Annotated in this window: 6 protein-coding genes; all 6 read left to right on the top strand. The window is 73.5% G+C overall.

From position 1 onward, the window contains the following. A partial coding sequence (locus D7W82_RS19740) for a S53 family serine peptidase (protein WP_304988734.1) occupies positions 1–1576 on the top strand: 1576 nt, incomplete at its 5' end. Positions 1577–1684: 108 nt separating this feature from the next. Further along, positions 1685–2956: a hypothetical protein gene (locus D7W82_RS19735; protein ID WP_147439398.1), complete on the top strand. Its 1272-nt coding sequence runs from the start codon at positions 1685–1687 to the stop codon at positions 2954–2956. Positions 2957–3176: 220 nt separating this feature from the next. Next, positions 3177–6365, top strand: a complete 3189-nt coding sequence (locus D7W82_RS19730; protein ID WP_120619825.1) for a poly-gamma-glutamate biosynthesis protein PgsC/CapC — start codon at positions 3177–3179, stop codon at positions 6363–6365. Continuing rightward, entirely contained in the window at positions 6362–8998 is a 2637-nt protein-coding gene (locus D7W82_RS19725) for a hypothetical protein (RefSeq protein ID WP_120619824.1), read from the top strand. Before D7W82_RS19730 ends, D7W82_RS19725 begins: the two co-directional genes overlap by 4 nt. Before the next feature lie 56 nt (positions 8999–9054). After that, complete coding sequence (locus tag D7W82_RS19720; protein ID WP_147439397.1) at positions 9055–10077, top strand: hypothetical protein; 1023 nt, start codon at positions 9055–9057, stop codon at positions 10075–10077. A gap of 6 nt (positions 10078–10083) precedes the next feature. Beyond that, a complete protein-coding gene (locus D7W82_RS19715; RefSeq protein ID WP_120619822.1) occupies positions 10084–15078 on the top strand; it encodes a hypothetical protein in 4995 nt (1664 codons plus the stop codon). Positions 15079–15136: the final 58 nt, after the last annotated feature.

Here is a 15136-nt window from a genome sequence, read left to right as displayed (position 1 = left end):
GGTGGTGGACCCGCCGCCGCCCGACCCGGAGGCGGAGGTGTTGGATCCCACGCCCATCCCGACGACGGACGGCGTCCCGGGCCCCCTGCCGGGCGTCTACACGGACAAGGGCGAGGCGCCGGTGACGGACCTCATCCGCGGGCTCGTGTCCTTCCCCATCCGCGACCCGGCCGCGCTCGAGGAGCGCATCGCGGACATCTACAAGCCGGGAGGATCCCGCTTCCGCCAGTACATGACGCCGGCCGAGTGGATGGCGAAGCACGCCCCGCTGGAGAAGGACGTCACCGTCGTCACGGACTGGCTGAAGTCCGAGGGCATGCAGGTGCCCTACGTCGCCACCAACCGGCTGCTGGTGCAGTTCGTGGGCACGGTGGCCCAGTTCAACAAGGCGTTCGGCGTCACGCTGCGCGTGCTGGAGCGCAAGTCGCCCCAGGGCGGAAATGATCCACACGACGTCTATGGCCTCGTGGAGTCCGTCAAGGCCCCCACGTTCGTGCAGCAGCGCATCCACGCCGTCGTCGCGCTGGACCTGCCGGCGGAGACGGGCACGCTGCCCGGCGAGTTCGGCCAGCCGTCCACGGAGCCGCCCAACCCCGTCAGCCGGGGCCTCACGCCCCAGCAGGTGGCGCGCGCGTACAACGTGGACTCGCTCTATCAGCGGGGCTACCAGGGCCAGGGCATGAAGCTGGGCGTGGTGATTGGCGCCAGCTTCCGTTGGAAGGACCTGCGCGCCTTCTGGAAGATGTGGGGCATCGAGCGCGAGGACCCCAAGGTCATCCAGACCATGGAGCCGCCCGTCACGCGCTACCGCGAGGGCACGCTGGACGTGGAGTGGGCCGCGGCGATGGCGCCCAAGGCGGAGGTGCTCGTCTACATGGGGCCGGACGCGCGCAACACGTCCATGCTCTACACCTACAACGAGGCCATTGGCCGGGGCGAGGTGAGCGTCATCACCACGTCCTTCGCCCACCGTGAGGACTCCGAACCCAAGGCGGTGCATGAGGCCTACAGCCACGCCAGCACCATGGCCGCCGCGCTGGGCATCACCGTCGCCGCGGCGAGCGGCGACTCCGCGGGCGTGGACGTCCCGGGCAACAGCCCCTACGTCACCGCCGTGGGCGGCACGCAGTTGAAGATGAACGGCATGACGGTGACGGGTGAGACGGCCTGGTACTACTCGGGCTCTGGCATCACCCGCACCTTCGCCACGCCGGAGTGGCAGAAGGGCCTCTTCCCGATGCCCGCCAGGCGCGCGGTGGTGGACGTCGCGCTGAACGCGGACACCGGCTACTGGTACACGTGGCTGGGCGTCACCACGCCCAACACCGGCACGTCGTTCTCCTCGCCCATCTTCGCGGGGATCATGACGGTGGTGAACGGCGCGCGCGCGGACGCGCAGAAGCCGCGGGTGGGCTGGCTCAACTCGCAGCTCTACACGCTGCCCGCGGTGCAGCAGACGTTCCGCGACATCACCGTGGGCGTCACCGACCGTCAGTACGAAGCCGGGCCGGGCTGGGACATCCCCACCGGCTGGGGCGCACCCGACGCGGAGGGCCTGCTGCGGACCCTGCCCTGAGCGGGCGGGTGACATGGGGCGGACGGGCAAGCGAGCCCCGCTCCGGCTGTCATCCCGGATTGACGGGATGCGAATGCATGCGCAGGGCGTGCTGTTCGGGACAGGACCATGTCCTTGCCCCCCCTGCGCGCAGCCTTGTCCTGCCTCCTGCTCCTCGCAGCCGCTTGCGGCAATGCCGTCGCCGGACCGAGCGACGCCGTGGCGGAGAGCCCGGCCACCCGTGAACCCGGGACCGTCGTGGGGACGCCTGCTTCGCCCACCGCGCCCGTGGAGGACGTGAGCCAGACGCCCACGACCGGGACGCCTGGAGGCGCCGCGGAGCCCACGACCGGGACGCCCACGGCCGAGGCGCCGGTCGTCAGCGCGCCTGCCCCCACGGCGAGCGTGTGTTCGCCGCTCAGCGCGCTGTCCACCCTGACGGGCAACCTGACGTCGTGGCTCCAGACGGCGCCCATCGCCGCGGCCAACAGCGGCGGCTTCAAGGAGCCGGGCGGCACGGAGCTCGCCGCGTTCGAGGGCGCGTTCCGCACGCTGCTCACCGAAGGTCCCACGCCGCGGGTGATGCAGGACCTGGCGGGGATGGGCTACGGCGTGTCCACCTTCCGCAACGACACGGGCGGCGGGTGGCTGGTGGTGCGCGAGCAGGGGCTGCTGTCGCGCGGCAGCGGCACCTTCATCATCAACCTGTTCCCAGCGCGCGACCTGTGGCTGGAGGCGCCGCACGCGGACTCTGATGAGGGCACGCTGCGTCAGACGGCCACGCAGCTGGTGACGCTGGGCGCTCGCGCGCTGCTGATCACCGGCAGCCACCGCTGCGCAGTCACCACCGCCAGCCCGTGCAGCGGCACCACCAGCGTGTGCGGCACGAAGGGCCTGCGCATCTCCGACGTCGCGCACTACGGCAACAACTTCTTCACCGCCGCGCACCGCGCGCTGCGCGACACGTACCCGGACGCCATCGCCGCCAGCATCCACGGCATGGACGCGGGCGACGGCCCCGAGGCCGCCGTGGTGAGCGACGGCACCAGCGCCCCGCGGCCGGGCGCGCTCTCCAACCGCCTGCGCGACGCGCTCAACTCCCACCTGGTGGGCACCAAGAAGGCCTTCTCCTGCAATGCGCCGGATGACTCGGGCAAGCACCGCACCCTGTGCGGCACCAGCAACGTGCAGGGCCGCATCGACAATGGCGCCGCTGACGCCTGCTACACGGAGGCCGCCGCCGCCTCGGACCGCTTCGTCCACCTGGAGCAGTCCGCCACGCTGCGCGGCACCGGCGCGTCGTCCAAGGCCGTCATCCAGGCGCTCGCGGACACCGTGCCCTGCACGCTCGGCGGCTCCGGCCTGGACTGCCCGGCCCTGGTCGCGCAGGACTGCCCGTGAAGTGTCACGCGGGAGACGTCCGCACGTGCCGTGCCAAGCGGCTTCGCGTCACGTGAAGCAGGTGGGCTGATCCGTCCACGGGTCCGAGGCCAGTGTCCGCGGCTGGGCATTCAGTGACACTGGAGGCCCGAATCTTCGGTTCGACAGCCGACGCTTCTCAGCCACCGAGAGGGGCAACCCTGGTCGGGTCCGGCAGCCTCCCTAGATTCGAGCGGCCACCATGGCGCTCCTCTCGACCCTGACACTCTTTCCGGCCTACTCCCTCGACACCTCCATCCTGGTGGCGGTGCTCGTGGGCGTGCTCATCCTGGCACTCCTGACGGAGACGCTCGGGTGGGTCTTCGTGGGCCTCGTGGTTCCCGGCTACCTGGCCTCGGTGTTCGTCATCCACCCGGAGGCGGGTTGCACCGTCGTCGCCGAGTCGCTGCTCACGTACGGCCTGGCGCTGGCGTTCTCCAGCGGACTGTCCCGCACGGGGGCCTGGAGTGAGTTCTTCGGCCGCGACCGCTTCTTCGCCGTGGTGCTCGCCAGCGTGGTGGTGCGCGCCGTCAGTGAGACGTGGCTTTTGCCCGTGCTGGGGCACTGGATGGACGAGCGGTGGGGCACGTCCTTCATCGTCGACCGCAGCCTGCACAGCATCGGCCTGGTGCTGGTGCCGCTCACCGCGAACGCCTTCTGGAAGCTGAAGCTGCGCCGCGGGCTGTGGCAGGTGGCGGTGCCGGTGGCGCTCACGTACGTCATCCTCCGCTTCGTGCTGCTGCCCGGCACCAACCTGTCCTTCTCCAGCCTGGAGCTGATGTACGAGGACGTGGCGCAGGACTTCCTGTCCAGCCCCAAGGCCTACATCATCCTGCTGACGACGGCGTTCCTCGCCGCGCGCTTCAACCTCAAGTACGGCTGGGACTTCAACGGCATCCTCGTGCCCGCGCTGCTGGCGCTCACGTGGCTGGAGCCGTTGAAGCTCGCGGCCACGCTGGCGGAGGTGCTGCTGCTGGTCGCGGCCGCGAAGGCGGTGCTGTCCGTGCCGGGGCTGCGCACGCTCAACCTGGAGGGCCCGCGCAAGACGGTGCTCGTCTTCTGCCTGGGCTTCCTCGTGAAGTGGGGCATCGGCTGGGCCATGGGCGGCCGGATTCCAGGCCTGAAGGTCACGGACCTCTTTGGCTTCGGCTACCTGGTGCCCACGCTGCTGGCGGTGAAGATGCTGCAGAAGCAGGTGATTGCCCGCGTGCTGCTGCCCACGCTGCACACGTCGCTGGCGGGCTTCCTCATCGGCAGCCTCGCGGGCTTCGGGCTGTCGCTCATCGAGCCGCGTCCGGCCACCGCGCTCACCGCGGAGGCACCGCACGAGCAGGTGCCCGGGCTGGGCCTGGACCAGTCCCCGCTGGGCCTGATGGTGCTGGGCCGCGCCACCGCGCGCGAGAGCGACGTGGGCGGGCAGTCGCTGCGGCTGAAGCACGGCGACCTGCGTGAGTACAGCGGGCTGTGGAACGGCTTGGACGCGTGGCTGGAGTCGGGCCGCGCGGAGAGCCTGAACGCGCTGCGCACGAAGGCGGTGGCGCTGGGGTTGGAGCTTCGCGAGTTGCCGAAGCAGGACGGCGTGCCCGCGCGCTTCGCGCTGGTGGAGCGCGTGGCGGGCGCCGGCAAGGCGGGCTGGGACACGTCGCTGCTCGTCCCCGGCGCGCAGGGGCCGGTGCTGGAGGTGCCGCGTCCCCTGACGGAGGCGCCGAGCGCCGAGGCCGCCGCGCTCCTGTGCGAGCGCGTGAGCTGCCGCGCCGTCATCGTGAGCGGCGTGGATTCCCGCCGCGCGGGGCTGGTGCTGGGCGACGCGCTGGCGCAGTCGGAGACGCCGCTGCGCCACGCGCACGACGCGCTGTCCTCGCGGGAGCGGGTCCAGCTGCGCGTGGATCCGTCGCTGAAGCCGGGCCAGGTGGTGCTGCACACGCCGGACGGCAAGGCGCCCCAGGGCCTGGACCTGCTGTGGCCGGGCGCGACGGTGACCGCCCATCCTCCGCCCGAGCCCGGCGGCAACTGGGGCGAGTCGCGCGTGAGCGTGCTGCGCGCGGGCGCCTTCGACCTGGCCTCGCTGGTGATTGCGCACGCCCAGGCGCTGGCCGCGCCGATGACGGAGCGCGACGCGCTGGGCACGCTGATGGTGACGCCGGAGGTGGCGCGCGTGCCGGCGGTGCGGCCGTCGGACGCGGAGCTGCTGGTGCTGGAGCAGCAGGTGGCCTCGCCGCTGTTGGGCGGTGGGACGGCGGACGTGCCGAAGGAGCTGCGCGCGCGCTGGGCCGGGGCCATGGCGGCGCTGATGGGCCTGCGGGTGCACCCGGTGACGGAGTGCGCGGGCGCGGCCACCGGATGCTGGTGGGTGACGGACGCGGAGGCCACGCCGGGCCGGCTGGGCGCGGGGCTGATGGTGCGTCCGGGCGGCTCGCCGCTCGCGCTGGAGGTGCCGTCGCCGGCCCGCGAGGCGGGCACCCTGCCGGTGGCCGCGGAGCTGTGGCACGAGTCGCGCTCCACCGCGCTGGTGTTCGCCACCGCGTCCGGTGACGTGCCCCACCCCGCCACCTTCGGTGAGCTGCGCACGAGCTTCCAGGCCTTCCACCAGGCGGTGCACCGCGCGCTGCCGAGGGAGCAGGGCTGGGTGCTGCACCTGCGCGGCTTCTCCGGCCGGCCCTCCGTGGAAGCGGACGTGCTGGTGGACGTGGGCAGCCCGGTGCTCACCGAAGCGCAGCGGCCCGCGGAGCTGGAGCGGCTGTTGTCACAGGAGGGCCCGCTGGGCTGGCTGGGGCAGCGCGTGCGCTACCACGACGGCTCTCCGGAGCTGACGGGCCTCAACGACGCGAGCCCGCAGCAGGTCTTCTCCCGCACCTTCGGCGGGGCGCGGCTGGCCACGCTGTGGCTGTCCGAGCCGCTGCGCGGCGCCTTCGTGAGCCCGCGGCTCGTGGCGGAGGAGCTGGCCATCACGGGCCTCTTGCCCGAGGAGCCGCGCGAGTCTCCCGAGCGCGCGCTGCTGGCGGACCGGCTGGTGGCGCCGACGCAGCCGGTGTCCGCCGCGCTGAAGGAGCACTTCGCGGAGCTGACCGCCAGCGCGGAGCGCTACGTCGCGCAGCAGAACGTGCATGACCTCCGCGCGCTGGCGCAGACGAAGCGCGTGGGCCATGTGACGCGTCAGGTGAAGTCCGGCTTCAGCGCCGAGTACGGCCTGCCCTTCCTCCTGGTGGAAGCGCGGCAGGGCAAGCAGGTGCTGCGCGCCGTCTATTTCCTTCAGCAGCACCCGTCGCCGGCGAAGCGCGCGGAGCTGACCGCGGGTGACGCGGAGCTCGCGAGCACGGTGGACCTGGCGCTGCGGCACCGCCGTCCGGTGGTGCTGACCGGGGAAGTCTCCCGCGAAGAGGCCCGTCGATGAAGACCCGCAGCCGCGCACTCGTGGCGCTCCTTGGACTGATGGTGGGCCTGGCCCTCATCTGGGGCGCGAGCCTCGCCGTGCTGGGCAACACCGACACGCCCACCGCGCGGCGCGACGCGAAGTTCGTCAACGCCGAGCGCCTCATCTTCTACCGCCTGGAGCCGGGCCGGGAGATGCGCGTGCGCGTCCCCGCGGAGGCCGAGGAGCTGCTCATCGTCACGCACGAGCTGCTCCCGGACGGCACGCCCTACGCGCCGGAGAAGCAGTACCAGTACGGCCTCAAGGCCATCCTGCGCGGGCCGGACGGCGTCCTGCTGGAGCGCGCCATCTTCACGCGCACGCGCCAGAGCAAGGGCCAGCCGCAGGAAGACGGCACGTTCCTGCAGGAGAGCGCCTTCACCACGCACGCGAATCAACAGGTGACGGACGAGCGCGAGTTCGTGCTGCGCCTGCCCAAGGAGCGCCCGGACTACTCCGTGCTCTACCTGCGGGCCGCGGGCGCGAAGGACACGCTGCTGGCGCGCGTCTATGTCCGCGCGCACCGCACGCTGCCGCTGCTCGCGTCGCAGAAGCTGGCCCAGGCCCGCGCGGAGGTGCGCGCCGGGCGTGCCACCTTCGAGCCCTTCGAGAAGCTCTCCACCGACACGCGCCGATGGCTCGCCGAGGAGCACTGGGAGCGCCTCAACGCGGAGGGCGAGGCGGGCACCGACTACCAGATTGAACCCGTCTACCGCACGCCCTACCGGCTGCCGCTGGTGGAGGCCACCGAGTCCGTGCAGGAGCGCCTGGGCGCCGGCCGCGCCGTAGCCCTCAACGTCACCGGGCCCTCGAAGCCGGTGCTGTGGCTGTGGAGCGACGCGACGGACGCGCATCCCCAACCGCACGGACCGGTGACGGTGCAGACGCTGTCCGCGGACGGCACGGCGCACACGCTGGAGCTGCCGGGCCCCGTGGCGGGTTCGCCCATGTCGCATCCGCTGGAGCTGCCGGCGGGCGTGCACACGGTGATGGTGCGCAACGACGGCCAGGAGGACCTGCGCTACACGGTGGAGGGGCCGTTCGAGTCGTGGCTCCTGCCCACCGAGTCGCGCCCCCAGCCGGGCGTCGCGTCGGAGGGCCGCGTGGCCTTCCTGCCGGACACGCGCCGCACGGAGGCGTTCGCCACCGGCCCGGCGTGCCCGGTGCTGGAGCTGGACATCGATCCGCGCATGGACGCGGTGGGGCGGCTGGTGCGCATCGACGCGCGCTCGCTGGACCGCGCGCCCTCGCGCGAGCCGCTGCGCCTGAACCTCACGGTGATGGATGCCCAGGGCCAGTCCCTGGGACAGGCTTCGCTGGACGCGACGCCGGAGCCCGCGCCATTCGAGAGCGCGGCGCTGGTGCCGCTGCCGGGCGGCGCGCTGCCCTGCACGCCCGTGGCGACGGCGGCCCAGGACGCGGGCTCCGCGGGCTCTGGCGAAGTGACGGACCTGCCGGCGTGGGTGTCGGGTGCGACGAGCGCTCGGGTGTTCCTGCCGATGGGGGCGCGCAAGCTGCGCGTGGAGGCGCCGCGCACGACCATCGTGCAGCTCTACAGCTTCCTGTCCAGCGGTCAGCCTGTCGCGGCGTCCGCGCCGTACACGAACGACGCGCTCACCGGCGTGCGCTGGCGCAACGCGCCCGTGGATCAACGCACGTGGCACCCGATGCGCCCGGCGAACCTGACCGCGCTGATGCAGGGCGGCGCGCGGATGGAGCTGCTCAGCCAGGTGCGCCTGGAGCCCGTGGGTCCCCAGGAGGAGACGCCTCCGCCCTCGGGTGACGCGGTGGTGGTGCGCCCGTATGGCACGCCCCCGGTGGTGGAGGTGCTGGAGTCCGGACCGGCGGACACGGTGGACAGGGTGAGGGCGCTGTCCACGGTGCTGGAGCCGGGCCGCGCGGTGCGGGCGCGCTTCGATGCGCGCACGCCCACCCGTCCGGAGGTGCGCCTGTCGCTGAAGGACGCGGCGGCGCTGGGCAACGAGGTGGAGGTGCTGCTCGACGGCGAGCCCCTGCACCGCTTCACCGTGCGCTCCACGCGGGCGCGGGAGCTGCTGCCGCCGCTGCCGCCGGGTGAGCATGAAGTGCTGCTGCGCTCCACGGCGCCGGGGCTGACGGCGCTGCTCAACCGGCCTCCGGCGGCGGGCAGCGGGCTGCGCTCGCGCACGGTGTATCCGGTGGGCCAGGGCGGCCTGCGCGTGCCGGTGCGCAAGACGGGGCCCGGCGCCGTCACCCTCAACGTGGTCGTCTACACGCCGGTGGCGGAGGGCGCGACCGAGCCCCAGCTGTCCGTGACGGTGGACGGCGGCAACCCCGTGCGCCGCGCCAGCGTGCTGGTGCCGCACGTCACGCGCGCCGAGCGCACGGTGGTGCTGCCCGCCTCCGAGCGCGAGCCGGCCATGCCGGTGGGCCGCCCGGGCGTGAAGTGGTACGCGCGCACCGTGCCGGTGACGCTGGGCGAGGACATCGCGCCGGGCGTGCACACCGTGCGCATCCAGCCGCTGGGCAGCGGGCCCATGTGGGCGCGGTTCTTCATGTTCGGCCAGGCGGTGGAGAACACCGCGCCGCGCATGTGGAACCGCGGCGGCTGGCAGCCGGACGAGGACCTGTTGTGAGGTTCCCCGGGAAGACCGGGTCGTGGCGCCCGCTCGTGGCCGCGGGAGTCGTATCCGTGCTGGGCGCGGGTGTGAGCGCCTGGGCCCAGCCGGCCCCGAGCGCCGCGACTGCGCCGGGTGAGATGCGCGCGAAGGCGGCCACGCGGCCTGCTCCGGAGCGCGTGCCCCAGGAGGATCCATCCGTGAACGTGCCCGAGCAGCCGGGGTGCCGCGTGGACGCGCGCTTCTCCGGGCTGTGGCCCCGCGCGGACGCCGTGACGTTCCATCCCACGACGCTGGAGGAGCGGACCGCGTTCTCGAAGCTCATCCCTGCTCTGCTGGCCGCCGCGCCGAAGCAGAAGGACGTGCCCCCGGAGCTGACGAACGTGGCCGCGTCCGTGGGCTTCTTCCTGGAGACGTGGACCACGCCGCGCGACACCTTCTGGGTGCTGCGGGAGCGGCCGGACGGCTACCACGGCGCGGGCGCGTATGTGATCCGCACCGGCGAAGCGACGAACGACGTCGTACAGGTGCCGCACCCCTACTTCGACATCGGGACGGAGGACATCGGCGCCGCCCTCTTCGTCTGCCCGCCCGAGGGCCGCGCGCCGCGCCTGTTCATGACCGCCACCGCGCACCGCTACAAGGGCACGCCCGGTGAGACACCCGAGGATCCGGAGCACGCCGCGGACGTCGCGCACAACCCGGAGCACCTCTTCCAGACCGTGACGGACCTGGCCGCGCGAAAGCTCGTCGCGCCGCACGTGGTGCAGCTGCACGGCTTCGGCGAGTCCAAGGTCCAGAAGGGCCGCACGGAGAAGCTGGCGGCGGTGGTGAGCGACGGGACGCGCAGGCCCGGGAGGTGGGCCCGGAAGGTGGCCACACCGCTGGAGGAGGCGCTCGGCCCTGGAGTGAAGCTGTTCCCGGACGGCGTGCAGGTGCTCGGCGGGACACAGAACGCGCAGGCCCGTCTGCTCCAGTCGTATCCGCAAGCCCGCTTCCTGCACCTGGAAATGTCATCCCGTACGCGCAAAGCGCTGGCGGCCCCGGCGCGGCTGGACCGGCTGGCCCAGATTCTGTTCGCACCCTTGGAGGACTGAGCGCCGATGTTTCCTGTTCGACGCCGCGCCCGTTACACCCTGCTCGTGGGAGCGCTCGCGGCGCTGCCCGTCATCGCGCAGCCCGCCGTCTCCCAGCCGTCCGTCATCGCCCGCAGCGAGGAGGGCATGGCGTGGCAGCCGCGCGCCCTCCGGGGACCCGTCGCGCTGGAGGACCTCCGGGGCCACGCGCCCTACGTGCCTGGCGGCACTCCGCAGGTGACGGGCGCGATGGAGGTCACGGCCCGGAAGGGCGCGGCCGTGTGGCTGGGTCCGCTGGACGTGGTGCGCGTCACCGGCCCCGCCGGGGCGCTGCGCTTCACCCGCGTGCCGCTGTCGGAGGGCGGCGAAGCACCCGAGCTGCGCGTGGAGGAGGAGGGCGTGCCGGAGCGTCCGGGCCGCTGGTACCTGGCGGAGCCCATGGGCGCCGGCAGCCTCTGGTGGGTCACGGCGACGAAGAACGCGCGCATCGTGGTGGAGCGGCCCACGCACACGTCCACGGCGCGCACCGAGGAGCGGATGCGTGACGCGCTCCTCAAGTGGGTGGACGGCAAGGGGCCGCGCCCGGTGCTGGCGTTCGACGCGGCCACGCGAGCGCGGCTGGACGTGGACGCGGCGCTGGAGGCGGAGCTCGTGAAGGACGAGCCCGAGTCCTCGCCCTTCCGGACCGCGGTGCGCGACTGGCGAAAGGCCTCCGCGCTGCGCGAGTGGGCGCTGGTGTCACCGCTCTACGGCCGGGCCGTGCGCGTGGAGCGCCCGCGTCCCACCGGCACCGAGGTGGTGCTGGACGGAATGGACGCGCCCTGGGTCCGCCCCGAGGGGAAGGGCTCGGTCTGGGCATTGGAGATGGAAGGCCCGGGCGTGCTGTCGCTGGAGGCGCGCGCCGTGCTGGGCGAGGGCTCGCCCGCCGAGGCGCCGACGGTGGAGGTGTACGGCGTGGGCGGGGTGCTCGCGCAGGCGCAGCTCACGCCGCAGCCCGCGTGGGCGGAGGCCGCCGAGGGCGCGGCGCTGCCGGACGGGCGCACCGCGCGGGTGCTCGCGTCGGGTGAGCGCGTGGGCATCGCGGAGGAGATGCGCGTGGCGCTGCCTCCGGGCAAGCACAACTACCGCGTGAGCTGGAAGGGCCCCGCGCCGCTGATGCGTGCGCGCGTCGCCACGCGCCGGCCCACCCTGTCCGAGGCGCTGTCGCACCAGACGCACTGGACGGAGCTGGCGGAGAAGGCGTGGGAGGTGGTGAAGAAGGACCCCGCCGCCCGTCCGTCGCTGCTGCGTCAGCGGCTGGTGGCCCTGATGCCGGACCTGGCGCGCGGCACCTACGGACGCATCAAGACGGAGGGCCTGTCGCCGCTGCTGACCGTGATGGCGGCCCTGGGTGACGGCGACACGGACGTGGCGGTGGAGGCGCTGAAGGGCGCGGATGCGTCACCGCTCGCGTGGCACCTGCGGCTGCTCACCGCGAAGACGCTCCTGGACGCGAACAGGCCGGACGTGGCGCACGCGCTCCTGGGCACCGCGCCCGCGCTGCCGGACGCGGGCTTCCTCACCGCCGAGGCGTCGGAGCTGGTGGCCCGCCTGCCGCTGGGCGACCCGCTGCGCAGCCGCGAGCTGGCCGCGCTGGAGCTGGCGTGGCGCGCGGACCCGCTGTCGGAGGACATCCGCCGCGGCTACCGCACCGCCTGGTGGCGCGCGAGCCGCTGGTCGCAGGTGACGCCCGCGCCCCGCGATGACGGGACCGAAGTGAAGGCCTCGCACTGGCTGGACCTCCAGGGCATGGAGGCCGACGCGTCGATGACGGGCAGCGCGCTGTGGCCGCTCGCCGCGGGCGGCACCACGCACGTGCAGGCCACGGGGCTCGCCGAGGCCCCCACCCTGCTGCGCGCCTACGTGATGACGCCGCCGGGCGCGAAGGCGAACCCGGTGCTGCGCGTGGGGAGCAACGCCTTCCCGCTGCTGCCGCTGTCGGCGGTGGAGCCGGTGGAGATTGCCCTGCCGCCGGGCGAGCACGCGCTGAAGCTGGAGGGCGCGGAGGGCACGCGCGCGTTCCTGTCGCTCGCGCCCGCGAAGGCGCAAGGGACGCCGGGCGAAGTGGGCTACGTGCGATCGCAGTGGCCGGTGAAGGTGGAGAAGAAGGCGGTGCGCTTCCGGGTGCCGGACGCGAAGCTGCCCTCGCCGGTGCGCGTGCAGCTGCGTCCGTTGAACGCCACCGCGGGCAAGCCGCTCGTGGTGCGGATGAACACGGACGTGGGCCATCCGCGCCGGCTGGTGCTGATGCCTGGCGCCGCCAGCCCGCGCCACGTCGCGCTGGATGGCGCGAAGGGCACGTCGTCCGCGCCGGTCTCCGCGGTGGTGACGCTGCCCGCGCAGGCGCGCGAGGTGTGGTTCGAGCCCGAGGATCCGAAGGCACAGCTCGCCGTCTCGCTGTCGGTGCGCCGCGCGGAGGTGGCCACGCCCGAGGAGCCCCCTGCCCTGCCGCGGCAGCCGCAGGCGGGCACGGCGTACGAGACGCTCCAGGCGCTCTCCCGCGCGCTGCGCACGGGGCCCGATGACGTGGAGCCGCGCCTCGCGCGCGCCGAGCTGCTGTCGTCGCTACAGGAGGACGGCTTCGCTCGCGCGGACGTGGGCCGGCTGCTGGACGCGCAGGCGAAGCTGACGCCGGAGCAGCAGCGGCGCCTGCTCGCGCTGATGGACCGCCTGTCGCAGACGGCCCCGCGCACGGTGCGCTTCGCGCAGGCCATCACCCAGCCCACGCTGGTGTCCCCCGCCTTCCCGGCGCTGGACACGGACGGCGCGAAGCTCGCGGCCACCAGTGCACAGGCGCGCGAAGGCCACACGGACGCGGCGCTCGCGGCGGTGTCGGGAGACAAGAGCCTCGCGGGCCGCTACCTCCGTGCCCGGCTGCTGTCGGCCTCCGGTGAGGACGCGGCGGGCGCGCTGGCCATGGCGGCGCTGTACCGCGAGACGGGCCTGCCGCAGGTGGGGCTGGAAGCGCTCGGCATGTTGGAGCGGCTGCAGGACTCGCCGCAGGCGTGGAAGGACGGCGGTGCGCCCCTGGGCGCGGCGCTCGCGAGCCAGCTCCAGGCGTGGGCGGATCACCCGGATGTCCGCCGCATGCGCTTCACCGCGGGCCGCTGGACGCGCTGGGAGGGCCTGCGCGACGCGGAGGAGACCGCGGGCTCGCTCCTCGCCACGTCGGAAGCCGGCACGGATGACGAGGACGTCGCCATGTCCGTGCGCAAGGCGCTGCTCGCGCCCCCGTGGAAGCTGTCCGAGGCGAAGCTGCTGCCCGCCGGGGCCTCGCGCGTGATGAGCCTGGTGGTGAAGCAGCCCCGGCCCCTGGGCGCGGAGGTCCTCTGTGGCACCACCCCGCGTCCGGGCGTGGACGCCACCGGCACCTGCGCGTTCGCACTCCGCGTGGACGGCCGCGTGGTGCGCGAGCTCCAGGTCGCCGAGGGCGAGACCGCCATCCTGGGCACGCGCCTGGACGTCCCCGGCCGCCACCAGGTGGAGGTGGTGATGGCGCGCGCCGACACGCAGCAGACCGGACTGGTGCGCTTCGTGGAGTCCGAGGAAGCCAGCGCCAACGCCCGCGTGGTGGCCGCCCCGCAGCCCCTCTCCCTCCTGCGCAGCCGTCCAGGCGCGCCGGTGGTGATGACCGTGCTGGGCCCCACCGCCCTGCGCGTGCGAGCCACCGCCCTGGCCCCCACCGCGGGCCGCGAGCTGCTCCTGCGCAGCACGCCGCTGCCCTCGGGTGACGGCACCGGCGGCTCCAGCGCGGAGGAAGGCCCGCTCATGCACCTGGGCCTGCCCGAGGACGCCGACCCCGGCCTCCAGGGCGCGTCCCAGCCGCTGGGCCGCATGGGCGAGACCTGGCTGCTCCTGCCCTCGCGCGGGCCGCACCGCGTGAGTCTGGAGTCGCCCGCGGGTGAAGCCCTGGTGCAGGTGCAACTGGGTGTCGCCGCGGATCCGAGCGCGCTCGCGGCCCCGTCATGGGCCCAGGGCACCACGGGCCTGGAGCCGCTGCCCTGGCCCGCGCTGCCGCCTGGACTGTCGCTGCTGCCGGAGGGCATGCCTCCCGAAGCGCGCTCCGGCGGCCTGGGCATGGTGTCCGCGGAGATGGGCTATCGCAGCGAGGACGTGCAGGAAGGCGAGCTGCTCAACCGCCCGCTCCAGACGGGCCTGGAGGTCCGCCTCTCCCTGCGCCGTGAGCTGTCCCCGGGCCGCGCGTGGCTGCGCTTCACGCCCGAGGCGCGCTACCCGCTGAATCAGTCCGCGGTGCTCGGCGGCACCGTGGCCGGCTATGTGAATCAACTGCCCGGCGACCTGCGCCTGTCCATGCAGGGCTCCGTGTTCTCGCAGACCATCGACGGTGCGCTGCGCTGGAGCGCGCGGGGCCGCGTGGCGGCGGACCGCTACGTGCGCCTGTCCCCGGACGTGGGCCTCATCCCCGGCCTGGGCCTGACGCTGGAGTCCATGCAGGGCGGCAGCGCGACAGACGCCACGCGCTACGACCAGAACGTCTACTGGCTCTACGGCAAGGACCACCCGAGGCGCCTGTCGCCCCGGCTGTCGCTGCGCTGGCAGCCCTTCCAGGACCACGTGGCCACGCTGGGCATGTCCGCCGTGAGCAACGCGAACCTCTACACGGTGGACAACGCGGGCGCCTACGCCAGCTGGGCGGCGATGCTGGGCGGCAAGCTCCAGGGCACGCGCGTGGAGCTGGGCTACGGCGCGTCACAGCGCTTCCAGGATGATCACCGCGCCACGGCGTACCTGCGCCACCGCGTGTCGGGCCGGCTGGACTGGAACGTGTGGATGGGCAAGGGCGGCAGCCGGCTGATGCTCTTCGCGGAGGACCGCGCCTTCCTCTCCGGCCCGTACGGGATGCAGAACATGTTTTCACTCGGAGCGCGGTGGGATTGGACGGGTGGACGTGGGTTGCAGGACGTCACGCCCACCGAGGAGGAGTTCGAGGAGCTGCTCGATGAACGACGTTTGCAGCCTTGAGGGTGCCTGAGCTGTCGTGATCCGAACGCGGGCCTGGGGGGGCCGGGCAGGTTTCTCA

Source organism: Corallococcus sp. CA049B (assembly GCF_003611685.1).
Classification (GTDB): Bacteria; Myxococcota; Myxococcia; order Myxococcales; family Myxococcaceae; genus Corallococcus; species Corallococcus coralloides.
The sequence above is the reverse complement of the archived record's forward strand: the minus strand, read 5'-3'. Positions and strand labels throughout refer to the sequence as shown.

Excerpts from the sequence above, each read along its gene's own strand:
- D7W82_RS19735 (WP_147439398.1), top strand. The coding sequence starts at position 1,685 with ATGTCCTTGCCCCCCCTGCGCGCAGCCTTGTCCTGCCTCCTGCTCCTC.
- D7W82_RS19730 (WP_120619825.1), top strand. The coding sequence starts at position 3,177 with ATGGCGCTCCTCTCGACCCTGACACTCTTTCCGGCCTACTCCCTCGAC.
- D7W82_RS19725 (WP_120619824.1), top strand. The coding sequence starts at position 6,362 with ATGAAGACCCGCAGCCGCGCACTCGTGGCGCTCCTTGGACTGATGGTG.
- D7W82_RS19715 (WP_120619822.1), top strand. The coding sequence starts at position 10,084 with ATGTTTCCTGTTCGACGCCGCGCCCGTTACACCCTGCTCGTGGGAGCG.